The organism is Faecalicatena contorta (assembly GCF_021531995.1).
Classification (GTDB): Bacteria; Bacillota; Clostridia; order Lachnospirales; family Lachnospiraceae; genus Dorea_A; species Dorea_A contorta_A.
Genome location: NZ_JAFBIZ010000001.1, coordinates 13,812 through 39,816 on the forward strand (window position 1 = coordinate 13,812; position 26,005 = coordinate 39,816).

24 protein-coding genes are annotated in these 26,005 nt (G+C 42.7%); 2 read left to right on the top strand and 22 right to left on the bottom strand.

Annotated features, from left to right (window positions below; all coding sequences use genetic code 11):
• Positions 1 to 4: 4 nt before the first annotated feature.
• The 4 genes from JQM82_RS00070 to gpr form a co-directional block, all read right to left on the bottom strand.
• Positions 5 to 2,245, bottom strand: coding sequence for a DNA gyrase/topoisomerase IV subunit A (locus JQM82_RS00070; protein WP_235247763.1), 2,241 nt, complete (start codon positions 2,243 to 2,245; stop codon positions 5 to 7).
• Between the two features lie 49 nt (positions 2,246 to 2,294).
• On the bottom strand, positions 2,295 to 4,217 hold the full coding sequence (locus JQM82_RS00075; RefSeq protein WP_235247765.1) for a DNA gyrase/topoisomerase IV subunit B: 1,923 nt from the start codon (positions 4,215 to 4,217) through the stop codon (positions 2,295 to 2,297).
• 150 nt (positions 4,218 to 4,367) lie between these two features.
• Positions 4,368 to 5,555, bottom strand: coding sequence for a stage II sporulation protein P (gene spoIIP / locus JQM82_RS00080; RefSeq protein WP_235247766.1), 1,188 nt, complete (start codon positions 5,553 to 5,555; stop codon positions 4,368 to 4,370).
• 52 nt (positions 5,556 to 5,607) lie between these two features.
• A complete protein-coding gene (gene gpr, locus JQM82_RS00085) occupies positions 5,608 to 6,588 on the bottom strand; it encodes a GPR endopeptidase (protein ID WP_235247847.1) in 981 nt (326 codons plus the stop codon).
• Between the two features lie 376 nt (positions 6,589 to 6,964).
• Between gpr and rpsT the strand changes: the two genes are divergently transcribed.
• A complete protein-coding gene (gene rpsT / locus JQM82_RS00090; RefSeq protein ID WP_235247767.1) occupies positions 6,965 to 7,228 on the top strand; it encodes a 30S ribosomal protein S20 in 264 nt (87 codons plus the stop codon).
• 145 nt (positions 7,229 to 7,373) lie between these two features.
• Here the strand turns inward: rpsT and ilvC are convergent, their stop codons facing one another.
• The 13 genes from ilvC to JQM82_RS00155 all read right to left on the bottom strand — a co-directional run bounded on the left by ilvC (position 7,374) and on the right by JQM82_RS00155 (position 19,655).
• The gene (ilvC, locus tag JQM82_RS00095; RefSeq protein WP_235247768.1) at positions 7,374 to 8,393 is read right to left on the bottom strand and encodes a ketol-acid reductoisomerase; all 1,020 of its coding nucleotides are present in this window, start codon (positions 8,391 to 8,393) and stop codon (positions 7,374 to 7,376) included.
• 80 nt (positions 8,394 to 8,473) lie between these two features.
• Positions 8,474 to 8,995 carry an acetolactate synthase small subunit gene (ilvN, locus tag JQM82_RS00100; RefSeq protein WP_235247769.1) on the bottom strand — a complete coding sequence of 174 codons (522 nt, stop codon included), beginning with the start codon at positions 8,993 to 8,995 and terminating at the stop codon, positions 8,474 to 8,476.
• A 105-nt stretch (positions 8,996 to 9,100) separates the two neighbouring features.
• The gene (locus JQM82_RS00105; RefSeq protein ID WP_235247770.1) at positions 9,101 to 9,748 is read right to left on the bottom strand and encodes an HAD family hydrolase; all 648 of its coding nucleotides are present in this window, start codon (positions 9,746 to 9,748) and stop codon (positions 9,101 to 9,103) included.
• A gap of 14 nt (positions 9,749 to 9,762) precedes the next feature.
• Positions 9,763 to 10,464 carry a TraX family protein gene (locus JQM82_RS00110; protein WP_235247771.1) on the bottom strand — a complete coding sequence of 234 codons (702 nt, stop codon included), beginning with the start codon at positions 10,462 to 10,464 and terminating at the stop codon, positions 9,763 to 9,765.
• A gap of 124 nt (positions 10,465 to 10,588) precedes the next feature.
• The gene (gpmI, locus tag JQM82_RS00115) at positions 10,589 to 12,130 is read right to left on the bottom strand and encodes a 2,3-bisphosphoglycerate-independent phosphoglycerate mutase (RefSeq protein ID WP_235247772.1); all 1,542 of its coding nucleotides are present in this window, start codon (positions 12,128 to 12,130) and stop codon (positions 10,589 to 10,591) included.
• A gap of 132 nt (positions 12,131 to 12,262) precedes the next feature.
• Positions 12,263 to 13,012 carry a triose-phosphate isomerase gene (gene tpiA / locus JQM82_RS00120; protein ID WP_235247774.1) on the bottom strand — a complete coding sequence of 250 codons (750 nt, stop codon included), beginning with the start codon at positions 13,010 to 13,012 and terminating at the stop codon, positions 12,263 to 12,265.
• Positions 13,013 to 13,095: 83 nt separating this feature from the next.
• On the bottom strand, positions 13,096 to 14,289 hold the full coding sequence (locus tag JQM82_RS00125; RefSeq protein WP_235247775.1) for a phosphoglycerate kinase: 1,194 nt from the start codon (positions 14,287 to 14,289) through the stop codon (positions 13,096 to 13,098).
• A 115-nt stretch (positions 14,290 to 14,404) separates the two neighbouring features.
• Positions 14,405 to 15,418 (bottom strand): type I glyceraldehyde-3-phosphate dehydrogenase, encoded by a 1,014-nt coding sequence (gene gap / locus JQM82_RS00130; RefSeq protein WP_235247776.1) that lies wholly within the window; start codon positions 15,416 to 15,418, stop codon positions 14,405 to 14,407.
• Between the two features lie 158 nt (positions 15,419 to 15,576).
• Positions 15,577 to 16,380, bottom strand: coding sequence for a histidinol-phosphatase HisJ family protein (locus JQM82_RS00135; RefSeq protein WP_235247777.1), 804 nt, complete (start codon positions 16,378 to 16,380; stop codon positions 15,577 to 15,579).
• A 4-nt stretch (positions 16,381 to 16,384) separates the two neighbouring features.
• On the bottom strand, positions 16,385 to 17,482 hold the full coding sequence (gene mnmA, locus JQM82_RS00140; RefSeq protein WP_235247848.1) for a tRNA 2-thiouridine(34) synthase MnmA: 1,098 nt from the start codon (positions 17,480 to 17,482) through the stop codon (positions 16,385 to 16,387).
• Between the two features lie 15 nt (positions 17,483 to 17,497).
• Positions 17,498 to 17,941, bottom strand: a complete 444-nt coding sequence (nifU, locus tag JQM82_RS00145) for a Fe-S cluster assembly scaffold protein NifU (protein ID WP_235247778.1) — start codon at positions 17,939 to 17,941, stop codon at positions 17,498 to 17,500.
• A gap of 48 nt (positions 17,942 to 17,989) precedes the next feature.
• Complete coding sequence (gene nifS, locus JQM82_RS00150) at positions 17,990 to 19,165, bottom strand: cysteine desulfurase NifS (RefSeq protein ID WP_235247779.1); 1,176 nt, start codon at positions 19,163 to 19,165, stop codon at positions 17,990 to 17,992.
• A gap of 31 nt (positions 19,166 to 19,196) precedes the next feature.
• On the bottom strand, positions 19,197 to 19,655 hold the full coding sequence (locus tag JQM82_RS00155; protein WP_235247849.1) for an RrF2 family transcriptional regulator: 459 nt from the start codon (positions 19,653 to 19,655) through the stop codon (positions 19,197 to 19,199).
• Between the two features lie 129 nt (positions 19,656 to 19,784).
• Here JQM82_RS00155 and JQM82_RS00160 point away from each other — a divergent pair, with 129 nt between their 5' ends.
• The gene (locus tag JQM82_RS00160) at positions 19,785 to 21,110 is read left to right on the top strand and encodes a polysaccharide biosynthesis protein (RefSeq protein WP_235247780.1); all 1,326 of its coding nucleotides are present in this window, start codon (positions 19,785 to 19,787) and stop codon (positions 21,108 to 21,110) included.
• 41 nt (positions 21,111 to 21,151) lie between these two features.
• Here JQM82_RS00160 and JQM82_RS00165 read toward each other — a convergent pair whose 3' ends face one another.
• The 5 genes from JQM82_RS00165 to recA form a co-directional block, all read right to left on the bottom strand.
• A complete protein-coding gene (locus tag JQM82_RS00165; RefSeq protein ID WP_235247782.1) occupies positions 21,152 to 21,691 on the bottom strand; it encodes a stage II sporulation protein M in 540 nt (179 codons plus the stop codon).
• Between the two features lie 56 nt (positions 21,692 to 21,747).
• Positions 21,748 to 22,293 carry an NUDIX hydrolase gene (locus JQM82_RS00170; protein ID WP_235247784.1) on the bottom strand — a complete coding sequence of 182 codons (546 nt, stop codon included), beginning with the start codon at positions 22,291 to 22,293 and terminating at the stop codon, positions 21,748 to 21,750.
• Positions 22,294 to 22,438: 145 nt separating this feature from the next.
• The gene (rny, locus tag JQM82_RS00175; RefSeq protein WP_268827624.1) at positions 22,439 to 23,986 is read right to left on the bottom strand and encodes a ribonuclease Y; all 1,548 of its coding nucleotides are present in this window, start codon (positions 23,984 to 23,986) and stop codon (positions 22,439 to 22,441) included.
• A gap of 98 nt (positions 23,987 to 24,084) precedes the next feature.
• Positions 24,085 to 24,675 (bottom strand): regulatory protein RecX, encoded by a 591-nt coding sequence (locus JQM82_RS00180; RefSeq protein WP_235247787.1) that lies wholly within the window; start codon positions 24,673 to 24,675, stop codon positions 24,085 to 24,087.
• Between the two features lie 2 nt (positions 24,676 to 24,677).
• Positions 24,678 to 25,757, bottom strand: a complete 1,080-nt coding sequence (gene recA, locus JQM82_RS00185; protein ID WP_235247788.1) for a recombinase RecA — start codon at positions 25,755 to 25,757, stop codon at positions 24,678 to 24,680.
• Between the last annotated feature and the right edge of the window lie 248 nt (positions 25,758 to 26,005).

The following is a 26,005-nucleotide window of genomic DNA, read 5'->3' on the forward strand; positions in this document are numbered from 1 at the left end:
TTGTTTATCCTCTGTATTTCGTCCCATTTCCATCCCGCTTTGCAAGCTTCAACCGATTCAGGGTTACTTCTTTTTCATTATATGTGATTCTGCACTCTGTTCCTTCCTCAAACAGATATGCCTGTTCCAGTTCATCATTCTTTTTCAGACGGATTCCGCGTACTCCGACAGCTCCTTTTTTCTTATCCGTCACCTCTTCTGCCGAAAAGCGAAGAAAATATCCATCTTTGGTCTGTAATACGATCTGCTGATTATCCGTAATGACCTGAACACTGACAAGTTCATCCTCCGGCTGAAGTTTCGTTGCTGCTATTGTTCGCTTTGCAACCTGGAACTCTGTTCCCTCGACTTTTTTGATCATTCCCTGCTTTGTAGCAAAAAAGATCTTCGCATAACGCATCTGTTCCGCGTCACACAAATATACAATCTCCTCCTGGGTGCTGTCATAATTGCTCACATTGTCAATCGGAAGTCCTTTATCACGGAACTTCCCATACGGGAGATCCATAACCTTGATCTGATGCATCTTTCCGGTATTGGTAAAAAGACAGATCTTCCCGGTATTCATACAGCTGAATATATATTTATTTTCCTGATCAGCCGCATCTTTGTTTCTCTCATAGGTACTGATATCCACCGTTTTTGCATATCCGAATCGATCCATCAGGAAGATCACTTCCTGTTCCTCGACCTTCTTTTCCTCATACACCGCTTCTTCGACATTTTCAACGACTGTCCGGCGCTTTGTCGCATATTCCTTCTTTATTTTATCCAGATCTTCTATGATCACATTCGCCATGGAGTCATAGTGATTCAGGATGTCCTCGAATTTTACAATGTTTTTCAGAGTCTCTTCATGTTCCTTCATCAGAGCCTCGATCTCCAGACCGATCAGCTTATACAGACGCATTTCAAGAATCGCAGTTGCCTGTCTCTCTGTAAATCGGAGCATGGAAGCCATCTTTTTGGAAATGCTGGATTTAAACTTGATATTCTCTGTAAGCCCTTTGGTCAGACATGCTTTTGCATCTTTGATGTTCTGACTTCCGCGCAGTATTTCAATAATCAGATCTATGACATCACATGCTTTGATCAGACCCTCCTGGATCTCTTTTTTATCCTGCTCTTTTTTCAGAAGTGTCTGATACTTTCTGGTTGTCATCTCGAACTGAAAATCCACGTGATGTTCAATGATCCGCTTAAGCCCCATTGTTTCAGGTCTTCCATCTGCTACTGCAAGCATATTTACTCCGAATGTATCTTCCAGACGCGTCTTTTTATAAAGCATATTCTTCAGATTCTCTACATCTGCTCCTTTTTTCAGTTCAATGACAATTCGGATTCCTTCTTTGGAAGACTGATTGGAGATATCTACAATGTCTGTCGTTTTCTTAGTTTCTACCAGAGCGCAGACATCATTCAGGAACTTGCCGATCCCGGCTCCGATCATCGTGTATGGGATCTCTGTAATGATCAGGCGCTTTTTACCGCCTTTCACCTCTTCAACCTCTACTTTTCCACGAATCTTGATCTTTCCGGTTCCTGTCTCATAGATCTGCAAAAGATCATCCTTGTTCACAACGATCCCGCCGGTCGGAAAATCTGGTCCCTTGATGTACTTCATCAACTGCCTGGTGCTGATCTCGTCATTTTTCATATATGCCTTAACGCCATCGATCACTTCTCCCAGATTGTGCGTCGGAATACTGGTCGCCATACCAACCGCAATTCCCTCCGCTCCGTTTATCAGCAGGTTCGGAATACGAACCGGAAGCACCTGTGGTTCTTTTTCGGTCTCATCAAAGTTCGGAACAAAATCAACGATATCTTTATCCAGATCTGCCAGATACGCTTCCTGTGTGATCTTTGCAAGACGCGCTTCTGTATAACGCATAGCTGCGGCTCCGTCTCCCTCGATGGATCCAAAGTTGCCATGACCGTCGACCAGTACTCTGCCCTTTTTAAAATCCTGCGCCATGACAACCAGCGCTTCATAGATAGAACTGTCCCCATGCGGATGGTATTTACCCATGGTGTCTCCGACGATACGGGCACATTTCCGGTACGGCTTATCATACCGGATTCCAAGCTCGTACATATCATAAAGCGTACGCCTCTGCACCGGCTTTAATCCGTCTCTGACATCCGGCAGAGCACGGGAAACGATGACACTCATCGCATAATCTATATATGATTTTTTCATTACATCAGAATATTCCGTTCTGATTATCTGTGAATCCTGCATTTTTTATCTCCTACACTTCTCCAACACTTTTCTATACATATTTTCCTTTTTAAATATCAAGCTCCGCTTCTGTAGCATTTTCAAAGATGAATGTTCTTCTTGGCGGCACCTCAGAACCCATCAGCATCTCTGTCACACTGGATGCCATTCTTGCATCCTCGATCTCAACCAGCTTCAGCATTCGACTCTCCGGATTCAGAGTAGTCTCCCACAGCTGTTCAGCATCCATTTCTCCAAGACCTTTGTACCTCTGAAGTGTAAATGGCCCCTCATGTGTCTTGCGATATCGTTCCAGTGCCTTATCGTCGTACAGATATTCTTCTTCCCCTTTTTTGGGCATAGCTTTATATAGAGGAGGCATCGCAATATATACGTGACCCTCATAGATCAGTTCCGGCATAAATCGATAAAACAGAGTAAGAAGCAGCGTTGAAATATGTGCTCCGTCCACGTCGGCATCCGCCATGATAATAATCTTGTCATAACGAAGCTTTTTTATATCAAAATCATTGCCGTATCCTTCCGAGAATCCACAGCCAAACGCATTGATCATTGTCTTGATCTCTGCATTTGCAAGAACCTTATCAATGCTCGCTTTTTCCACATTCAGAATCTTTCCCCGAATCGGCAGAATCGCCTGATACATCCTGTCACGTGCAGTCTTGGCCGATCCTCCTGCAGAATCTCCCTCAACAATAAAGATCTCACACTTGCTGGCATCTCTGCTCTCACAGTTGGCAAGCTTTCCATTGCTGTCAAAAGAATACTTCTGTTTTGTCAGGAGATTCGTCTTGGCACGTTCTTCTGTTTTTCGGATCTTTGCTGCCTTCTCGGCACATCCGATGACTTTTTTCAGCGTCTCCAGATTACGGTCAAAATACCGGATAATCTCATCATTTGTCACTTTACTGCAGGCCTTCGCCGCATCAGGATTGTCAAGCTTTGTCTTGGTCTGCCCTTCAAATCTCGGATCCGGATGCTTGATCGAAACGATCGCCGTCATTCCATTTCGAATATCTGCACCCGTAAAATTAGAATCCTTTTCCTTCAGGATCCCCAATTCTCTGGCATACTGATTGATGACCGTCGTAAAAGTAGTCTTAAATCCGGTCAGATGTGTTCCGCCTTCCGCGTTATAAATATTGTTGCAAAATCCAAGAACATTCTCATGAAATTCATTCACATACTGAAAGGCCACTTCTACCTCAATACCTTCTGCTGTTCCTTTAAAGTATACCGGCTCATGAACCGACTCATTCTTACTGTTCAGTTCACGGATAAATCCCAGAATCCCGTCCGGCTCGTGGTACACAATATGTTCTACTTCACTTCCGCGCCTGTCTTCAAATATAATCGTAAGAGATGGATTCAGATATGCCGTCTCATGCATACGGCTTTTTACTTCTTCAGCTTTGAATCTTGTCTTTTCAAATATGGTATCATCCGGCAGAAAGTTTACCTTCGTACCGGTTTTTCTCGTTTTTGCAATCTTTGGAAGCAGTCCGTCTTCCAGTTCGATGACCGGCTTTCCTCTCTCATATCTGTCATGATGTACGTAGCCATCTCTGCTGATCTCCACATCCATGTACACAGAAAGTGCATTGACAACAGAGGATCCCACTCCATGGAGTCCTCCACTGGTCTTATATGCAGAATCATCAAACTTACCGCCCGCATGAAGTGTCGTGTATACAACTCGTTCTGCAGAAACACCCGTTGCATGAAGATCAACCGGAACTCCACGCCCATTGTCCGCTACCGTTGCAGACCCGTCTTTTTCAAGCGTCACCCGGATCTCACTGCAGTATCCGGCCAGATGTTCGTCCACAGAATTATCAACAATTTCATAGATCAGATGATTCAATCCCTTTGTTGACACACTTCCTATATACATTCCCGGTCTTTTTCTGACCGCCTCCAGTCCCTCCAAGATGGCAATACTCTCTGCATCATATGTATTCTTTTTCGCCATTCCTACTATATCCTTTCTATGCTTTCCGTCTGTTTCACAGACTTTTCCATGCTGCGATTATATTAGCACAAAAAAAATGTATTCGTCTACACTAACTCTTTTTTTCTTCCGAAGCCATGCAAAACAGATCATGATAAAAAGGTGATATATTCACTTTGTCAACACAATACTCAGCGTATCAGCAAGAACCTCCATTGCATTCTTCATCTCTTCCACTGTATTCGTCTGAGCTCCGGCCTCAATCAGCAGTGTCTTCGGTTTTAAATGCATATTGTACCGATATGCCCGAAGAAATATACGTCTGGTAAAGCCCGGATACTTATCTGTTGCCGCAATCTGCATCTGAAGAGAAAATGCCAGATTATCTTCTATGTATGGGTTCGCCAGATAACTGATGTCTCCATTTGCTCTCGTCCTGCTAAGCCCATTAAAAAACATGATCTGCGCCGTTGGTTTTCCGTTAATCTGTGTCACCAGATGTGTGGTATCTGCAACTCCATCACGATGCAGATCAATGACAACTTCAATACTCGGATTTTCTGAGAGAATAGCCTGGATATTTGGTTCCGCAAGCTGATACGCCTTACTTCTGTCCAGTTTCCCGTCAACATAATCATAAACACCTGTATGGTGCATGGTTTCGATCCCATATTTCTGATTCAGTATTTCTGCCAGATAGCTCCCGATTCCAACGATTGTTGTATTTACATCTCCAGCGACAGAATCAGCAAATGCCTCCTGCGAATGTGTATGATAGATTAACACCTTTGGACTATCAGACGAGGAATCGATCTTCAGGTCTTTTGCCATAAGCTTCTTTGCATTCATCAGTTCCGGATCTGCCATGGTACTGCTGTCAACTGTATAAAAATTACCAAGCAGATATTCATAGTCGGACAATCTCTCCATAGAAGTATCGATCGCCGTTCCAGAAGAAGTAACGGTTTCCTGAGACTGTATGTCTTCACCGATCAGATTTCCGTTTTCATCAATGGCATTTTCATCATTTGCCTGTTTTGCAAGTATCATCTCATAAGTTTCCTGATCCTCAATATCCGTCAGAATCTCTTTTTTATCCTCTATATACATCCCCAATGGGACCAGCTGCATGGATTTTCCGGCAATCCACTGATGAAACGACATCTTTTTTTCTTCCTCAACATATACAAATGATGCAAGATAGGTCTGTTTTGCAACATCCATCACAAGATAATTCATATGATCCATAATCTCTTCTTCTGCCGGTTTCGGGCTCTTTTCTATCAGGTATACTGCACCGATACCGGCAGCAGCGATCACAGCCATTCTGGCAAACTTCTGTTTTTGCTTTGCACCCACATCATCACTCTGCCTTTCCTTCTTCTATCACTATATGAGCAACTTTTGCATATTATGAGCATGTCCCTCCGGAAAGAAGAATGTTTAACGATTCTGATATGGTATAACTGATCCTTTTTACGGTCTCATCGATATCCTTTGGTGTCACAAATAATCCGTTCAGATGCGGTGATATCAATTCTCTGATCAGGTCATATTTTTCTGCCGCATTATATCCCTGCATTACTACACCCACTCCTTTCAGCGTCTCTGAACTTTCCAGTGCGGCGATCAGATTCTCCATCGTATCATTGACAATCGTTACTGCATCCACAACCGTGGGAACACCTATTGCGATCACTGGAACTCCAACTGACTCTCTGGTAATCGCATTTCTATGGTTTCCAACTCCTGAGCCTGGATGGATCCCTGTATCAGCAATCTGAATCGTACGGTTCAGTCGTCTGGAACTTCGCGCAGCAAGCGCATCTATCGCAATAATCAGATCCGGTTTCGTCTCTGACACAATCCCTTTCATAATCTCAACCGTCTCCATACCGGTCTGTGCCATCACGCCCGGCACAATAGCACTTGCCAGACGGATATCATCCTCTCCGATTGCATATTTTCCATATTCACGTACAATATGCCTGGTAATATTCAGATGATCAACAACATACGGGCCAAGTGCATCCGGAGTCACTTTCCGATTTCCCAGGCCTGCTATGAGTACTGAACAGTCCTTTTCTCTTTTCCCGACAAGCTTTTTCACAAATGTCTCCAGGTATCCGGCAAGCTCTTTCGAAACCTCCCGGTGATAATCTTCATCCGGAACGACCATGTTCGGAACTTCCATCGTAATGTAAGTACCAACCGGCTTCTGCATGATTCTGGCGCCTTTTTCCGTTTCGATTTTTACTGTAGTGACCTTGATCTCCTTTTCTTCATTATATGACTCCTCCAGTATAACTCCCTGGACTTCCACGTGATCAGATTCAAATCGTTCCTTCTGTTCTAATGCCAGATCAGTTCGAATACTATATTTTTCAATCATGATGTTTTCCTTTCTTGATGTCATTATTGTTCTCCGCTCCGCAGCTACCCTCCGCTTCTCATCTGTTCAGACGCGCCCATTCGCAAAACGCGCTCCACGTTTTTCCGCTGCTTCGCAGCTCTTTTTGCTCATATACGGGCGCTCACCCCATAATAGAGATTATATGCTCACTCATGCAAGCATGGCTCGCACTTAATCTCTATCATGGCTGAACTGATGGTTTATATTTTTTCCAATATTTTGGGAAATATGTATTGACAGAACACAATACTTGGTCTAAAATAGATTCGTATATTTCGTTAGAACGTCCGTGTCCGGCTCTAACGAACTGGAAAATCGATGAAGATCGAAATATATGATATCGGAGGTGGACAAATTGGCTAACATTAAATCTGCAAAGAAAAGAATTTTAGTAAACGAAACAAAAGCTGCTAGAAACAAAGCAATCAAATCTAAAGTAAAAACTTGCGTAAAGAAAGTTGAAACAGCTGTAGCTAACAAGGATGCCGCTGCTGCTGCAGAGGCATTAAAAGTTGCAATCGTTGAAATCAACAAGGCAGGAAGCAAGGGTGTATATCACAAGAATACATGCTCAAGAAAGATTTCCCGTTTAACGAAAGCTGTTAACGGAATTGCTTAATAATAAAAAAAGAGTTGCATGAGAAACAGCCATCCCGTCAGTGGCTGTTTTTTTTGCATTCTTGATTTTTTTCATAATCTAAACAGGACGCGGCGTAGGCTGCGTCCTGTTTTCATCTTTCTATAATATTCAATTCAGCCGATAATTAGTTATTGATCAGCTTATCTTCTCCGTTCCAGCTGTACAGCTGTCTGATCTCTTTACCGATCTTCTCTGCCGGATGCTCAGATGCAAGTTTTCTCATAGCCTTGAAGTGTACCTGACGTCCTGCCGGTGACATATCAAGCAGGAATTCTTTCGCAAATGTACCATCCTGGATATCTGTCAGGATCTGTTTCATAGCTTTCTTTGTATCTTCTGTAATGATCTTCGGTCCTGTGATATAATCACCATACTCAGCTGTATTAGAGATAGAATATCTCATTCCTTCGAAACCACTCTGATAGATCAGGTCAACGATCAGCTTCATCTCATGAATACATTCGAAGTATGCATTTCTCGGATCATATCCTGCTTCTGTAAGTGTTTCAAAACCAGCCTGCATCAATGCACATACACCACCGCAGAGAACTGCCTGCTCACCAAAAAGGTCTGTCTCAGTCTCTGTACGGAAGTTTGTCTCAAGAAGTCCGGCTCTTGCTCCACCGATTCCAAGACCATAAGCCATTGCTTTATCCCATGCTTTTCCTGTGTAATCCTGCTCAACAGCGATCAGACAAGGAGTTCCTTTTCCAGCCTGATACTCGCTTCTTACAGTGTGTCCAGGTGCCTTAGGAGCGATCATTGCAACATCTACATTCTTCGGCGGTTTGATGCATCCGAAGTGAATGTTGAAACCATGTGCAAACATCAGCATGTTACCTTCTTCCAGATTTGGTTCGATATCGTTCTTGTACATATCAGCCTGTAACTCATCGTTGATCAGGATCATGATGATATCAGCCTGCTTAGCTGCCTCTGCTGCTGTAAATACTTCAAATCCCTGTGCTTCAGCCTTTGCCCAGGATTTGCTTCCCTCATAAAGACCAATGATAACATCACATCCAGATTCTTTTAAGTTAAGGGCATGTGCATGTCCCTGGCTTCCGTAACCGATAATCGCAATTTTCTTTCCCTCTAATACAGATAAATTGCAATCTTCCTGATAAAAAATTCTTGCTGCCATTTTAGCATTCCTCCTAAATTTGTATTAAAATAATTTGCTTTATATTGTTAAACAGAGCAATACCCTGTTTAATAGCTGAATTAAATCTTTTCAATATTACCTTCCTGATCGATCAATGTAACATTTTTCATTCCACGAGTCAGACCTGTAATACCTGTTCTTGCAAGTTCAAGGATCTCATATCCCTCCAACAGGTTCAGGAAAGCCTCCAGCTTGGACTTTGTACCGGTAAGCTCTACCATAAGAGACTCCTTCTCAACGTCAACGATTTTCGCACGGAAAATATCTGCAACCGATATGATCTCTGCCCGTTCTGCTTTATTCGCACGAACCTTTACCATAATCAATTCACGATACACAGAATTATCCGGATCCAGAACCTTGATCTCAATGATATCCTCCAGCTTTCTAACCTGCTTTTCAATCTGCGATAAGATCAACTCATCTCCGCTTGCCACAATTGTAATTCTGGTAAATCTTGGATCTGCGGTAACGCCTGCAGAGATACTGTCGATGCTGTATCCCCGTCTGCTGAACAGACCTGATATACGGCTTAATACACCAGAATTGTTATCTACCAATAATGAATAAACTCTTTGCATATTGCACCTCTCTTCAACATTTTTCAAAAACAGAGTGCGTTCTGTTTTTTAATCATAACAATATCGCTTCTCTTTGTCAAGTGAATCACATTACTTTTTTTATATTTAGACGATTTTCAGAATATCCTTTGGTGTTTCTACGATATACGAAGCCCCTGCATGTTCCAGTTCCTCCCGGCTCCCGAATCCATACAACACCCCGATACAATCAATCCCTGCCAGCTTTGCACCCGTCACATCATGCATACGGTCTCCCACCATAATTACAGAAGACCGATTCTCAATCTTACATGCCTGCAGCGCGTATTCGATCACTTCCACTTTTGTTGCCCTGCCTCCGCCAATCTCCATCCCTGCTACATAATCAAAATAATCGGTCAGATGAAAATAATCCAGGATCCTTTTTGCGAAAACTTCTGGTTTTGAAGTTGCCACAACAAGCTTCTTTTGCTTCTCTTTCAGAGCTTTCAATGTTGGCTCCAGTCCTTCATACACCTGATTTTCATAAATTCCTTGATCCTGATAATACTCTCGGTAATACAGAATTGCCTTTCGACACGTTTCTTCATCAAATCCGTAATATTTTGCATAGGAATCTCTCAATGGAGGACCGATAAAAGAATACAGTTCTTTTCGTTCCGGCGGTTCGATACCGAATTTCTTCAGTGAATAGATCACTGCATTTGTAATTCCCATGGAAGAATCCACGATCGTCCCATCCAGATCCAAAAAACAAGTTTTATACGTCTTCATTATGACTCTACTCCTTAAACCCATAATAGATTTATCAACCATAACAGCATAAGATGCCCCGGGTAGAAAATGTAAAAAAACCATTTCTTATATCTTCCTTTTTCCACAGCGCATTTTCCATTGTAGAAATACAGAATCACGATTCCCGAAGCAATCAATCCCACGCAGCTCATGACCGTGTGCATCAGGGATTCCGGCACCGAATAATAGGGAACGCACGATATCAGATTCGTAGTTCCAAACAATACCACTGACACTGCATAAGACATCATTGTCTTTTTTCTGTCATCTTTACTCCATACAAACAGCCATGTAAAAATCGCCGCAAGCCATGCCCAGTCTGCAAAGGAAGTACAAAAAACCAGAAGCAGAGCCAGGATTCTTCTCTCTGCAGGATCATTGACATTTTCCAGCACGCAGATCAACAGAAAGCAAATAAACAACGTGAACATCATATTCAGATTCCCTGTCTTTAGTGCCAGAGAATATGGAATCTGCGAAAGACAGCCGAACAAAAACAGTCGCTGTGCGTACTTCACTTTCGATCTAGTATACCCATATCCCTCTACGAGAAAAAAACACATGGTAATCGCCGTAAAATATCCGGTATCAATCAAGCATTCATGCATAAGACTTCCCGGAATCAGAAACACATGTGCAAAATGGTTACAGAACATGGTAATCATCGCAATCAGCTTAATCACATCTCGATTCATATATCAACTCCTCCTGGTCAGAACACGCTTGCGGATCCTGGTCTGTCAATGCAACTGAGGACGCAGTCTGTCTAAGACTGCGTCCTGTTATCTCTTTGATACTATATTCTTTTCACAATATACTTTATTCTCTTACCAGTAAGGATTTTCCTGTCATTTCCTGCGGCTGTTCCATACCCATAAGTTCAATCAGCGTAGGAGCAATATCTGCAAGACATCCACCTTCTCTTAATCGCAGAGAAGGGTCTGCATTAACCAGAATAAACGGCACCGGATTAGTCGTATGTGCTGTGAATGGCTCACCGGTTTCATCATCGATCAGCTGTTCTGCATTTCCGTGATCCGCACAGATGAACATCTGCCCATCTACTTCTTTGATTGCGTCAACAGCTTTGCCTACACACTCATCTACTGCTTCGATTGCCTTGATCGCAGCATCTTCCACACCGGTATGTCCTACCATATCCGGGTTGGCAAAATTAATAATGATCACGTCATATTTTCCAGATTTGATCGCTTCCACCAGCTTATCACATACTTCATAAGCGCTCATTTCCGGTTTCAGATCATAGGTTGCTACCTTTGGAGATTTTACCAGAATTCTGTCTTCGCCTTCATTTGGTTCTTCTACACCGCCATTAAAGAAGAAGGTAACATGTGCGTATTTTTCCGTCTCAGCAATACGTGCCTGCTTCTTTCCATTCTTTGCAAGGAACTCACCAAATGTATTCGTAATCTCTTCCTTTACGAATGCCACCTGTTTATTTGCAATTGTCACATCATATTCCGTAAAGCATACAAATGTAGTTTTTACTCGCTCTCCACGATCGAATCCTGCAAATTCTTCATCACAGAATGTTCTTGTGATCTCTCTTGCACGGTCCGGACGGAAATTGAAGAATATAATCGAATCATCATTCTTGATCGTTGCAGTCGGAACGCCATCTTTTACAACAACTGTAGGAAGAACGAATTCATCCGTCTCGTCTTTGTCATAAGAAGCCTGAATACCAGCCGGTCCTCCAACCGCTTTTTCTCCTTCACCGAATACCAGAGCACGATAAGCCTTCTCCACACGATCCCAACGATTATCACGGTCCATTGCATAGTAACGCCCCATAACCGTAGCTACTTCACCGACACCGATCTCCTGCATCTTTGTTTCCAGCTGTTCTACATACCCTTTTCCGGAAGCCGGTGGTGTATCACGTCCGTCCAGGAAGCAGTGTACATATACCTTTTCAATTCCCTGCTTTTTTGCCAGTTCCAGAAGTCCATAGATATGCTCATTGTGGCTGTGTACGCCTCCGTCAGAAACCAGTCCCATCAGATGAAGGGAAGAATTGTTTTTCTTTACATTTTCACATGCTGCAAGGAGTGCCTTATTTTCAAAAAAGTCTCCATCCTGAATTGCTTTTGTAATCTTGGTCAGGTCCTGATATACGATACGACCTGCTCCCATATTCAGATGACCAACCTCAGAATTACCCATCTGTCCATCCGGAAGTCCAACTGCCATTCCACTTGCATTTCCCTTTACAAACGGATACTCTGCCATTAATTTATCCATAACCGGAGTCTTGCCCTCTGCCACGGCATTTCCGGTAATTTTCTCATTTAATCCATAACCGTCTAAGATCATAAGTACTGTTGGTTTTTTACTCATTTTCATTTCTCCTCCAATTATATCGCACATCAGATTATTCTCTGAAAAATCATCCATGTATGTGTTGCCGCTAAAACAGCACAAAAGCCGCAGGAAGCAATATTCCTGCCTCCTACGGCAAATACTATCTGCTTATTTGTAGTTTACGATCTTTCCAAAATCAGCTTTCAGAGAAGCACCGCCTACAAGACCGCCGTCAATGTCAGCCTGTGCAAATAATTCAGCTGCGTTTCCTGCATTTACAGATCCACCATACTGAATACGAATTGCTTCTGCTGTCGCCTCATCATATACCTCAGCGATGCATGCACGGATACCTGCACACACTTCTTCTGCCTGCTCTGTTGTAGCTGTCTTTCCGGTGCCGATTGCCCAGATTGGCTCATAAGCGATCACTGCTTCTTTTGCCTGATCTGCGGTCACATTCTGGAATCCAACCTTCACCTGCTGACGGATAAAGTCCATAGTTACGCCCTGTTCTCTCTGTTCCAGAGTCTCACCACAGCACATGATCGGTGTAAGACCATGCTCAAACGCTTTCAGCATCTTCTTGTTGATATCTTCATTGGTCTCTCCAAAATACTCTCTTCTCTCAGAATGTCCGAGAATAACATATTTTACACCGGCATCTGTCAGCATATTCGGAGCGATCTCTCCAGTATATGCACCCTTTTCTTCAAAGTACATATTTTCAGCACCAACCTGAATGTTGCTTCCTTTTACAGCTTCAACAACCGGAACGATGTCGATTGCCGGAACGCAGAATACAACATCAACGTCTTCGCTTGCTACCAGTGGTTTTAATTCTTCAACTAAGGCAACTGCCTCGCTTGGAGTCTTGTTCATTTTCCAGTTACCTGCAACAATTTTCTTTCTTGCCATAATAAAAATTCTCCTTACTACTTATATTCCGTATGCACGCTGTGGTATGTTCAAACCAAATTCGAAAACGCCTCATCAGGTGCTTACTTATCATTCGCTGCTGCTACACCCGGCAGTTCCTTTCCTTCAAGGAATTCCAGTGATGCTCCGCCACCTGTGGAGATATGTGTCATCTTGTCACCGAATCCCAGCTGGTTCACTGCTGCTGCAGAGTCACCACCACCGATGATGGTTGTTGCATCAGTATCAGCAAGTGCTCCCGCAACCGCCTCTGTTCCGTGAGCAAATTTCGGCATCTCAAAGCATCCCATTGGTCCGTTCCATACAACCGTCTTTGCATCCTGAACCGCCTCACAGAAGATCTTCTCTGTCTCAGGTCCGATATCCAGACCTTCCCATCCTTCTGGAATCTCTCCTGCCTTTACAATCTTGGAATTAGCATCATTTGAAAAATCATCCGCAATAATGTTATCTACAGGAAGTAATAATTTAACACCTTTTGTCTTTGCCTTTTCAATCATATCAAGTGCATACTGGCAGTAATCTTCCTCTAACAGAGATTTTCCAACACTTCCACCCTGTGCTTTTGAAAATGTATATGCCATTCCTCCACCGATGATCAGCGTATCTACTTTATCAAGCAGATTCTCAATTACAGAGATCTTGCTGGATACTTTTGCTCCGCCGAGAATTGCCACGAATGGTCTCTCCGGGTTATTTACTGCATTTCCAAGGAAATCGATCTCCTTCTGCATCAGATATCCAACAACTGCAGTATCTACAAACTGGGTCACACCAACATTTGAGCAGTGAGCACGATGTGCAGTACCAAATGCATCATTTACAAACACATCACACAGAGATGCCAGTTCCTTGCTGAACGCTTCTCCGTTCTTTGTCTCTTCGATTCTGTAACGTGTATTTTCAAGAAGGATTACCTCTCCGTCTTTCATTGCTTCTACTGCAGCTTTTGCATTCGGACCAACCACTTCAGGATCAGCAGCAAATTTTACTTCCTGTCCAAGCAGTTCAGACAGGCGAACAGCTACCGGTGCCAGAGACAATTCCGGTTTTGGCTCTCCCTTCGGTTTACCAAGGTGAGAACAAAGAATAATCTTTCCACCGTCAGCAATTAATTTCTTAATTGTCGGAAGTGCCGCAACAAGACGGTTCTCATCTGTGATTTTTCCGTCAATAAGCGGAACATTAAAATCGCATCTTACCAGCACTCTTTTTCCTTTTACATTAATATCATCTACTGATTTTTTATTAAGCATATGACTGCCTCCTTTTCTACTGCATTAAAAAGGGATCCGGTCCAATAAGACCGGACCCTTTGTGAGTCTTATACAATAGCCCTTTGCGATATGCAATCAGCACAATTCGCGAATATTAAGCTAATTCAGCAAAGTATTTGATTGTTCTAACCATCTGGCTTGTGTAAGAGTTCTCATTGTCATACCATGATACAACCTGAACTTCTGTTGTTCCGTTATCTAATGGCAGAACCATTGTCTGTGTTGCATCAAATAAAGAACCAAATCTCATACCTACGATATCGCTAGAAACGATCTCATCTGTATTGTATCCGAAAGATTCGTTAGATGCAGCCTTCATAGCCTCATTGATCTGATCTACAGTAACTTCTCCTTCAACTACAGCTGTCAGGATTGTTGTAGAACCTGTTGGGGTTGGTACACGCTGAGCAGATCCGATTAATTTTCCGTTCAGTTCAGGAATAACAAGTCCGATTGCTTTTGCAGCACCTGTGCTGTTTGGAACAATGTTAACTGCAGCTGCACGAGATCTTCTCAAATCACCTTTTCTCTGTGGTCCATCAAGTGTCATCTGATCACCTGTATAAGCGTGAATTGTGCACATGATACCGGATTTGATCGGAGCAAGGTCATTTAATGCTTTTGCCATAGGAGCTAAGCAGTTTGTTGTACAGGAAGCTGCAGAAATAACTGTATCTTCAGCTGTAAGTGTGTTGTGGTTAACATTATATACGATAGTTGGCAGGTCTTTTCCAGCTGGTGCGGAAATAACAACTTTTCTAGCGCCTGCTTTGATATGAGCAGATGCTTTTTCTTTAGAGGTATAGAAACCTGTACATTCAAGAACAACGTCTACACCAATTTCTCCCCAAGGAAGCTCTTCTGCGTTAGCTTTTGCGTAGATTTTGATTTCTTTTCCATCAACAATGATAGAATCTTCTGTTGCTTCTACTTTATCAGCCAAAGCATATTTTCCCTGTGAAGAATCATACTTTAATAAGTGTGCGAGCATCTTTGGAGATGTTAAGTCGTTGATTGCAACAACTTCATATCCTTCTGCTCCAAACATCTGTCTGAATGCAAGACGTCCGATACGTCCAAATCCATTAATCGCTACTTTTACTGCCATGATTAATTCCTCCTAAAGTTTGTTTATTAACTGGTTTCGCAGTCTTCTATGGTGAACTCCTTAACACTTTACCCAAAATTGTTAAAGATTCATCAACTGAAACAATTGTACTAAATCTGATACAAAAATTCAAGTGCTTTCTTTGGGTTTTCCTTTTTTTATTGAAGTTGCTTAAAAACCGGCTTTCGCCCGCAAAATTCTGTATAATATTTAAACCCGCAGCCCCTTAAAATATCGGACACCTTATAAAAATCATACGCAATATGCTCTGGTTTATGTCCATCTGCACCTACCGTAATAATCTCACCGCCAAGTTCCCGGTATCTTTTCAGCACATCCGGATGTGGATGTGCAAACGGAAGCCCATATTTTAAACCGGCTGTATTCAGTTCAATTCCTCTGCCTTTTTCGATTACCGTTTTCAATATCTCATCAATCAGATCCTTATACTTATGGTAAGAATACGCTTTTTCCTTATTCTCTCCATATCGGACCATATAATCCAGATGTCCCAGAACATCATAATCTTCATACAGTCTTACATCTTCCAGCGTCTCTTCCAGTACAGCTCGATAGATCTCTTCATCCGTGTGTCCGTTAAAAATCTCTCCGTAGGCAATATCCATCTTCCATATACAGTGCACGGATCCAATCACAAAATCAAACGGATACTTCTTGACAAATTCCCGGTAATATGATTCCAGATATGGTTGAATCCCAAGTTCCACTCCGATTCTTACATCAATCTGATCTCTGTATTTTTCCTTCAGCGGCGGAAGCACCCGGAAATACTCTTTCGGATCAAATATATCTTCCGGTCCCCAGTCCATATTGTCTTTGTCATAATGATCGGTAAAACAGATCACTTCCAGCCCCTTTTCTATCGCCCCCCGAATCATCTCTTCCGGCGTAGACGAAGAGTCATGTGAAAAATTTGTATGCATATGCACGTCTGCTCTCATAATATTACTTGTCTCCTATAATTGTTCCTCCACCCAGAACATACTCACCATCATACAGTACAACAGCCTGGCCGGGTGTGATTGCTCTCTGCGGTTCATCAAATGTACATAATATCTCATCTTCATCTGTTTTCTCAACTGTACACCATGCACCTCTGTGATTATAGCGGATTTTTGCCCACACACGTTTTCTTTCTGTCAGATCCTCTTCCGACATGAAATTTACCCGGTTTGCTCTCACATAATATGACATCGATTCCTCATTTGTTCCAACAACAACCTCATTCGTATCCGGACGAATCTCCAATACAAACACCGGATGTCCAAGGGAAAGTCCCAGTCCTTTTCTCTGACCAACTGTATAGTGAATGATTCCTCTATGCTTTCCCACAACAGTTCCGTCTGCCAGAACAAAGTTGCCCGGACACAGACGCTTTCCTGTATCCGCATCTACATGTTCTTCAATATAAGAAGCATAATCTCCATCCGGTACGAAACAGATATCCTGGCTGTCCGGCTTGTTTGCCACACGAAGCCCAATCTCCTGCGCAATGGCACGAATCTGATCTTTCTCATATTCTCCCACCGGCATAAGTGTATGTGCCAGCTGATCCTGCGTCAGATTGTACAATGCATAAGTCTGGTCCTTTCCGTTTGACGCCGATGTGCCAATCGCATACCGACCGTTCGCAAGCCGTTCAATCCTCGCATAATGTCCGGTTGCAATATAATCCGCTCCAATATCCATGCTGCGTTTTAAAAGCGCTTCCCATTTTACATAGCGGTTGCATGCAATACATGGATTCGGAGTTCTTCCGTTAAGATAATCATCCATAAAGTAGTCGATGACATGTTTTTTAAATTCCTGCTTGAAATTCATGACATAATATGGAATATTCAGAGACGCAGCCACTCTTCTTGCATCTTCAACCGCTGAGATTCCACAGCATCCTCCCTGTTCTTCCTGCACAATCTCTTCTTCGTCCTGCCAGATCTGCATCGTCACTCCGATCACATCATATCCCTGTTTCTTCAGTAAATATGCAGCAACGGAAGAGTCCACGCCTCCTGACATGCCGACTACAACTTTCTTTTTTTCCATCATCGTTCCCCGGCTTTAATACTCTTCTTCTTCCGCTTCTTCGCCTTCATGAATATCTGATTTCGGCTTTTCCAATCCTTCAATTTTGATATCATGTTTCTGTGCATAGTCCCACAGTGCAGCGTGAATTGCTTCTTCCGCAAGCAGAGAACAATGTACCTTCACCGGCGGGAGTCCGTCCAGCGCTTCCATAACCGCTTTATTGGTTACCTGCATAGCCTCCTGAACAGTCTTTCCTTTCACCATCTCCGTTGCCATGCTGCTGGTCGCAACGGCAGCTCCACAGCCAAATGTTTTAAACTTTACATCCTGTATAATCTGGTTCTCATCAATATCCAGATATATTCTCATGATATCTCCACATTTGGCATTTCCTACAGTTCCAACACCACTCGGATTCTCTATCTCGCCAACATTTCTCGGATGTTCAAAATGGTCCATTACTTTTTCTGAATACATATATTATCTCCTTTTCATATCTGTCTTATTTTTATTATTTATTTCTGATTATTTTTTGATAAAATCCTCATAAAGAGGAGACATCTCTCTTAAGTGTGTAACAATCTCTTTCAGATTATCCACTACATAATCAATATCTTCTCTGCTGATCTCTTCATTCAGAGTCAAACGCAGTGATCCATGTGCGATCTCATGAGGAAGACCGATTGCCAGGAGTACATGGGACGGATCAAGAGAGCCTGAAGTACATGCAGAACCACTGGATGCACAGATTCCCTTCATATCCAGTTTGATCAGCAGTGATTCTCCTTCCACAAACTGGAAACTGAAGTTTGCATTGTTTGGAAGTCGGTCTGTTCTGTGTCCATTCAGGCGGCTGTAAGGGATCTCATTCAACACACGATCGATCAGATAATCTCTGACTTCTCTCTCTTTTGTGGTTCTTTCTGTCATTGACTCAGCTGCACGTTTTGCCGCAGTTCCGATTCCGATAATTCCGGGAACATTTTCCGTTCCGGCACGACGTTTTCTTTCCTGCGCACCGCCATGTACAAAGGAACGGATCTTAACACCGGTACGGATATATAAAAATCCAATTCCCTTCGGGCCATTGAACTTATGTCCGCTGGCACTCAGCATATCTATATGATACTCATCTACATTGATCGGAAGCTGTCCGTATGCCTGAACCGCATCGGTATGGAACAGAATTCCATGCTCATGTGCGATCTCTCCGATCTCCTTAATCGGCTGTATCGTTCCGATCTCATTATTTGCAAACATCACTGAGATCAGAATCGTTGTTGGACGAATCGCCGCTTTCAGATCATCCAGTTTCACTTTTCCGTCCTCATCCACATCAAGATAAGTCACTTCAAATCCTCTTTTTTCCAGATACTCTGCAGAATGAAGGATGGCATGATGTTCAATCTTTGTAGTAATAATATGATTTCCCTTCTGCCCGTAAGCTTCTGCAGTTGCCTTTAACGCCCAGTTATCCGACTCTGAGCCGCCGGCTGTAAAATAGATCTCATTCGCCTTTGCTCCCAGTGTCTGTGCAATAATATCTCTCTGCTGGCTGATCGCCTCTTTATTCCCGGCAGCAAAACTGTATACAGTAGATGGATTACCGAATTTTTCTGTAAAATATGGAAGCATTGCCTCTACTACTTCCGGTGCTGTTTTCGTTGTTGCTGCATTGTCCAAATATAATAATCTGCTCATTCTTTTTTCCTCCGTTTTCTCTTAGCATTCATTATTGATTACATCTATGGCTGGTACATTCGCCTTCCGGATTCAGATCCCTGCTCTCCCGTACCAGTTCGTCCAGCATGATCTCATTGACCGTCTGGTTGATACTGTCATTGATCTTCTGCCACACATACTTCGTTACACATCCATCGGAAGCCATACATCCTTCTTCCGAATAAAACGCCGCACATTTTACCGGTTCCAGACTCCCTTCCAGCGCCCGTAATATATCACCGACCGATATCTCTTCTGCCTTTTTTGCAAGAACATATCCTCCCGATGCTCCACGGATGCTCTTCACCAGATCCGCCTTTTTTAACAGCGCAAACAATTGTTCCAGATATCTTTCCGAAATATTCTGCCGTAGAGCAACACTTCCAATTGAGACCGGTTCCTCTTCGCTGTATCTGGCAAGATCGATCATTGCTCTGAGCCCATACCTTCCTTTTGTGGAAAGCTTCATCGTATCACCTTCTTTTAATCCCCAGTGTTTTGCTAGGATTTCTTTATGTAGAATATCACTGCTTTTGTGTTCTGTCAAGCACCAATCTGCAATATGATATAATAACAGGTAATTTTACAGGAGGCAGTCATGTCCCGTACACGAACCATTTTAAAAGGAACTTTCATTTTAACGATGACTGGTTTTATTACCCGTTTCATGGGTTTTTTTTATCGTATGTTTTTAAGTCATACATTCGGCGAAGAAAACATCGGGCTGTATCAGCTTGTATTTCCTGTCTATGCACTCTGCTTTTCCCTCACCTGTGCCGGTATTGAACTTGCGCTCTCCAGATGCACTGCAAAATATGTTGCAGAAAACAAAAAAAAAGAAGCCTGTGAGCTTCTTGGTACCAGTCTGATCCTAACAATAAGTACATCCTGTGCGATTACATTCTTGATCCAGAGATATGCCGCTGATATCTCTACCATTTTTCTGCATGATATACGATGCTTCGATCTTCTTGTCATGCTTTCCTACGCGTTTCCTTTTGCATCTGTTCACAGCTGCATCTGTGGATACTATCTTGGACTGAAGCGGACTTATATACCGGCAGTCTCTCAATTAGTTGAGCAGACAGTACGCATAGGCAGTGTCTGGCTGATCTATCTGTACAGTACACGTCAGGGACTGACTCCCGGCATATCCATCGCAGTAGCCGGCCTGATTGCCGGAGAAGTCTTTTCTTCTCTTTATTGTCTGCAGCACATCTCCAGGAAACAACACTTCAGGAGTTCCCTTCTTCCTGATCCGTTTTCTTTTTTGAAACATTGCCATGAATTGCTGAAACTGTCACTGCCTCTTACCGGAAGCCGGGTTCTTCTCAATATCCTTCAGAGCATTGAAGCCGTATCCATTCCACTGTATCTGCAGAACTATGGCATGTCTGTCGGTAAAGCATTAAGCATCTATGGTGTGTTAACAGGCATGGCGCTTCCCTGCATCTTATTTCCCTCTGCGATCACAAACTCTGTCTCCACAATGCTTCTTCCGACCGTTGCTGAGGTTCAGACACAGAATACCAGAGGCGAGATGCGCTTTCTGACAAGAAAAGTGGTCTGCTCCTGTATTTTTCTTGGAAGTATATGTTGCGCTCTCCTTTTATTATCCGGGAAATGGATAGGTCGTTTTTTATTCCACAGTACGATGGCAGGAGACTTTATTCTTACACTTGCCTGGATGTGCCCGTTTCTGTATACTAACACTTCCCTGACCAGCATTATTAACGGAATCGGTAAAACAACCCTATCCTTCCTTATTCAAACTCTTAGTCTGGGAATACGAATCTCAGGTGTCTTCTTTCTGATTCCGGCATTTGGGATATCCGGATACCTGTGGGGACTTCTGGCAAGTCAGCTTTTTGTATTCTGTACTTCCCTCATCTACCTGAGATATTACTTAAATAGGGAGTACTGATGTGGCAACATCTTTTTATTCTCTATATTCAAGACCACCTGTCAGAGTGCCTGCAGAAATAACTGCATGATTACAGGATTCACGTAACATTCAGTCAGAATTCCAAGCATCATACACAGTGCCAGACATATAGTTTTCGATATATTCCATCTGTTGATCGGATATGCAAGAATATACCAGAGAAGAATCAGATAGCCACCCGCGTAAAATACTGCCTGAGGAATCATTCCGATCAGACATAATATTAATCCTTTTACTCCCATCTTCATGACAGCCGATGTAAGTAATATACCGCCAAGAAAGCATGTCCAGAGCAGAAAAGCGTACACAACCAATTTACGGATCTTTGTTGTCCCGCCAATGATCAATACAGAAAGCGGCATCAGTCTGATTCTGATAATATACCAGACATACTCTGTTGTCCTGATATCCGTCTGACGATATTGTTCCAAAAAAAACACATTAAAGATTCCCATGCTCATGATATAATTCTTCGAAACAAGGTTTCCATACAGAATCCCAGAAAAAAAGCCCAGCATAGAAAACATAACACAATACTTTTTGCTTTCCGGTATCTTCACAAATATTCCTCCCTTTGCCAAGATACTTCATTATATGCCGGGCATTTTTATATATTCTATTTTTGCATCAGATATTTTGATTCATATGCCAGTATCGCAGCCATAGTTTTGGAATCTTCAATCCTGCCTGCAAAGATCATATCTTTTAATTCCTGCAGTGTATATGCTTTTGCATCCACATATTCGTCTTCATCCAGATGCTGTCTGGAAGGAATCAGATTTTTTGCAACATAGATATCAATCTTTTCGTCACAGAAAGCTACTGTTGTACGTATTGTTACCAGCCACTCCAGATCATCCGAGCGATAACCGGTCTCTTCTTCCAGTTCTCTCGCTGCACATACAATCCCTGCTTCTTTCGGATCATCCAGTTTTCCTGCCGGAATCTCAAGTGTCATTCTCTCTAATGCATTACGATATTGTCTTACCATCAGGATTCTTCCGTCATCCAGCACCGGTACAACGGCTGCCGCACCATCATGATGAATAAAATCCCATTCTGCTGTATTACCATTGGCAAAGCTCATATGATCTTTGTATACATTCAGGATAACCCCCTTATATGCCAGTTCTCTGCCTATTCTCTTTACCTCGTTATCCATATTTTTCACCTCCTGCTTTTTCATATCTCCTCGCAGCAACAAACCATTATGGTCTTTTGGGGACATTGTTCCTCATAGAATAAAAACAAGGAAGCCCCGCTCATAACTTTCCGTTATTATACGAAACTTCCCCTTCATTTATCTTCTACTTGGCATAGTCCGTAACTCGTGACTCACGAATTACATTGACCTTAATCTGTCCTGGATATTCTAACTCATACTCAATCTGTTTAGCGATATCTCTGGCCATTAATACCATGTCTGCGTCAGATACCTGTTCTGGAACTACCATAACGCGAATCTCTCTACCTGCCTGAATTGCAAAAGATTTATCAACACCCTTAAACTGGTTGGTGATATCTTCTAATTGTTTTAACCTGTTTGTATATGTTTCTAATGTTTCTCTTCTTGCGCCTGGTCTTGCTGCAGATATCGTATCCGCTGCTTGAACCACACACGCAATCAAAGTTTCTGGTTCGACGTCGCCGTGATGAGCCTCAACTGCATTGATAACAGTTGCTGACTCCTTATATTTTCTACAAAGGTCCACACCGATCTGAATGTGAGAACCTTCGACATCATGATCAATAGATTTTCCTATATCATGCAGGAGACCTGCACGTTTGGCGATTCTGACATCCAGTCCGATCTCGCCCGCTAAAAGACCTGAAAGTTGAGCAACCTCAACAGAATGTCTGAGAGCATTCTGTCCGTAGCTGGTTCTGAACTTCATACGTCCAAGAAGTCTGATAAGTTCCGGATGAATACCGTGAACTCCCACTTCCAGAGCTGCTGCTTCTCCTTCTTCCCTGATCATGGCATCTACTTCTTTTTGCGCCTTTTCAACCATCTCTTCAATCCTTGCCGGATGAATTCGTCCGTCAACGATCAGTTTTTCAAGCGCAATTCTGGCGACTTCTCTTCTTATTGGATCAAAGCCTGACAATACGACGGCTTCCGGAGTATCATCGATAATCAGCTCAACACCTGTTAATGTCTCTAATGTACGAATGTTACGTCCTTCACGTCCAATAATTCTTCCTTTCATTTCATCACTCGGAAGCTGCACAACCGAAATTGTAGTTTCCGCAACATGATCTGCCGCACATCTCTGGATAGCAGTAACGACATATTCCTTTGCCTTTTTATCTGCTTCTTCCTTTGCCTGCGCTTCCAATTCTTTAATCATCTTCGCAGTATCATGCTTAACATCTTCTTCAACAGTTTTTAACAAATATTCTTTTGCTTGTTCGGAGGTAAGTCCTGAGATTCTTTCTAGTTCCTGTACTCTTTGCTTGCCCAGCTCTTCCACTTTCGCTTCGCGCTGTCTCAGCTGTTCTTCTTTCGCTGCAAATCCTGCTTCCCGCTTCTCGATAGCATCTGCCTTTTTGTCTAAAGCCTCTTCTTTGGAAAGTACACGCTTTTCGTAACGCTGCAATTCCGATCTGCGTTCTTTCGTCTCCTTTTCAAGTTCATTCTTGTTTTTGATAGACTCTTCTTTAATTTCCAAAAGAGACTCCTTCTTTTTGGCCTCAGCCGTCTTTACTGCATCATCTATGATCTGTCTTGCTTTGCTTTCTGCGTTGCCAATCTTTGACTCCGCATTTTTCTTCAGATTAGAGACTGTCACAAAATGGCTGATAACTGCCGCTGCGATGATAAGCACGATTGCCACAGCAATCCATATTCCCATCGGCACAGGAGCACCTCCTTATTTAGTTTTCATTGTACAAATACAACACTTAAATTTTATACTTTTTTCACAAATATGTCAAGCACTCCGTCAGAAACTTACACTATATTGTGTACCTCCTCGTAGGAAAAGCCTTTTCGCACCAGATATACCATCATTTTCTGCCTTTTTTCCCATCCGGCAGTCTTTGGATCATAACCTTTTTTTCTCAAAAGTGTCTCTATCGCACATCTGGAATCCTCTTTGTGATAGCACTCATCCAGTGCTTCTTCAATCAGTTCTGCAGCCAGACCTTTTCCGCAAAGCAATGCGTATATTTCTTTTCTGCTCTTTTTATCTTTACGATACTCCACAAAATTTCTCGCATACTCTCTGTCATTGATATACCCGAAAGACTTTACATATTCTATAGCTTCATCCACAATATCTTCCGGGTATCCGTTCTGATTAAGCTTTGTTCTCAGCTGCATCTCTGTTCTGCCCATATCTGTCAGCAAGTGCATCGCTCTGAGCTTCGCTCTCTTCGCTGATTCTTTTCGAAGTGCATGATATGTTTCTTCTTCCAAAATGGCATCAACTGCGATATGATAGCGAGACAGTTCGCCTTTATACAATGTAAAAGCGAACTGTCCGTCTACATACACTTTATATCTTGTCTTTGATGCCGGTTCAATACTGGTAACCGTCATATCTATTCTTCCTCTTTTGCAGCCGAAGCCTTTCTTCCGGAGGTCTTTGCCGGAGCCGGCTTTTCTTCTGTTGTCTCTTCCGATTCTTCTCCGATATGGTAATGGATCCGGATCTTTTTTTCCAGTTCCTCCATGATCTCCGGATGTTCGGAGAGATAAATCTTTGCATTCTCACGTCCCTGACCGATCTTATCCCCGTTATAGGCAAACCAGGATCCACTCTTGCTTACCAGATTACAGTTTACTGCAAGATCCAGAATGTCTCCTTCCTGAGAAATTCCCTTTCCAAACATAATATCAAATTCCGCTTCTTTAAACGGAGGTGCGATCTTATTCTTGACAACTTTCACGCGAGTTCTGTTTCCAATCATCTCTCCGTTCTGTTTCAGTGTCTCAATCCTTCTGACATCCATACGAACAGAAGCATAGAACTTCAGCGCACGTCCGCCGGTCGTTGTCTCCGGATTACCAAACATTACTCCGACTTTTTCACGCAGCTGATTGATAAATATAACCACGCAATTGGACTTGCTGATCACCGGGGTAAGCTTACGAAGCGCCTGAGACATCAATCTTGCCTGAAGACCCACATGACTGTCTCCCATGTCGCCTTCAATCTCCTGCTTTGGCACAAGTGCGGCAACCGAGTCAATAACAATGATATCCATGGCGCCAGATCTTACCATCGTCTCGGTAATCTCCAGAGCCTGATCACCACTGTCCGGCTGAGATATATATAATTCATCAATATCTACACCAATATTCTTCGCATAGACTGGATCCAGCGCATGCTCTGCATCAATAAATCCGGCGATCCCGCCTCTTTTCTGTACTTCAGCAATCATATGCAGTGCAACCGTTGTCTTACCACTGGATTCCGGTCCGTATATCTCAACAATACGTCCCTTGGGAACTCCCCCAAGTCCAAGGGCCAGATCCAGACTCAGAGAACCGGTTGGAATCGTCTCAACTGCAACCTGTGCAGACGGGTCACCCAGACGCATGACGGTTCCCTTTCCATAGTCCTTCTCTAATTTTGCAATCGCAGCATCAAGTGCGCGTTTTTTATTCTCATTTACCATATTTACTTCTCCTTCTCCGTGCATCGAACGAGTGTTCGTTTTCTGATTAATATAGTATTATACTTCTCTCTAAATGTCAATCAAAAAATGTTTCTACCTTTGGAAATTCTTTTACAGATCTGTAAGCAGGAATACTGCATGACTTCTTATAAGATATCATTAAAATACCACAATTTTCCCATTGCCGTCAACAAGGATCGATACAAAAAATATAGAAGCATTCCATATTTTTCACATCGATCCCTGTC

Coding starts and splice junctions, on each gene's coding strand:
- JQM82_RS00180 (WP_235247787.1), bottom strand. CDS start 24,675: ATGACGGTTACCAGTATTGAACCGGCATCAAAGACAAGATATAAAGTG.
- JQM82_RS00070 (WP_235247763.1), bottom strand. CDS start 2,245: ATGCAGGATTCACAGATAATCAGAACGGAATATTCTGATGTAATGAAA.
- tpiA (WP_235247774.1), bottom strand. CDS start 13,012: ATGGCAAGAAAGAAAATTGTTGCAGGTAACTGGAAAATGAACAAGACT.
- JQM82_RS00110 (WP_235247771.1), bottom strand. CDS start 10,464: ATGAATCGAGATGTGATTAAGCTGATTGCGATGATTACCATGTTCTGT.
- gpr (WP_235247847.1), bottom strand. CDS start 6,588: ATGATTGAAAAATATAGTATTCGAACTGATCTGGCATTAGAACAGAAG.
- mnmA (WP_235247848.1), bottom strand. CDS start 17,482: ATGGAAAAAAAGAAAGTTGTAGTCGGCATGTCAGGAGGCGTGGACTCT.
- JQM82_RS00075 (WP_235247765.1), bottom strand. CDS start 4,217: ATGGCGAAAAAGAATACATATGATGCAGAGAGTATTGCCATCTTGGAG.
- JQM82_RS00105 (WP_235247770.1), bottom strand. CDS start 9,748: ATGAAGACGTATAAAACTTGTTTTTTGGATCTGGATGGGACGATCGTG.
- ilvN (WP_235247769.1), bottom strand. CDS start 8,995: ATGCAAAGAGTTTATTCATTATTGGTAGATAACAATTCTGGTGTATTA.
- JQM82_RS00135 (WP_235247777.1), bottom strand. CDS start 16,380: ATGAGAGCAGACGTGCATATGCATACAAATTTTTCACATGACTCTTCG.
- gap (WP_235247776.1), bottom strand. CDS start 15,418: ATGGCAGTAAAAGTAGCGATTAATGGATTTGGACGTATCGGACGTCTT.
- rny (WP_268827624.1), bottom strand. CDS start 23,986: ATGGGAATATGGATTGCTGTGGCAATCGTGCTTATCATCGCAGCGGCA.
- nifS (WP_235247779.1), bottom strand. CDS start 19,165: ATGAGCAGATTATTATATTTGGACAATGCAGCAACAACGAAAACAGCA.
- JQM82_RS00155 (WP_235247849.1), bottom strand. CDS start 19,655: ATGAAGCTTTCCACAAAAGGAAGGTATGGGCTCAGAGCAATGATCGAT.
- ilvC (WP_235247768.1), bottom strand. CDS start 8,393: ATGGCAGCAAGAATTTTTTATCAGGAAGATTGCAATTTATCTGTATTA.
- JQM82_RS00160 (WP_235247780.1), top strand. CDS start 19,785: ATGTCCCGTACACGAACCATTTTAAAAGGAACTTTCATTTTAACGATG.
- JQM82_RS00170 (WP_235247784.1), bottom strand. CDS start 22,293: ATGGATAACGAGGTAAAGAGAATAGGCAGAGAACTGGCATATAAGGGG.
- nifU (WP_235247778.1), bottom strand. CDS start 17,941: ATGTATTCAGAAAAAGTAATGGACCATTTTGAACATCCGAGAAATGTT.
- recA (WP_235247788.1), bottom strand. CDS start 25,757: ATGGTAAATGAGAATAAAAAACGCGCACTTGATGCTGCGATTGCAAAA.
- JQM82_RS00125 (WP_235247775.1), bottom strand. CDS start 14,289: ATGCTTAATAAAAAATCAGTAGATGATATTAATGTAAAAGGAAAAAGA.
- gpmI (WP_235247772.1), bottom strand. CDS start 12,130: ATGAGTAAAAAACCAACAGTACTTATGATCTTAGACGGTTATGGATTA.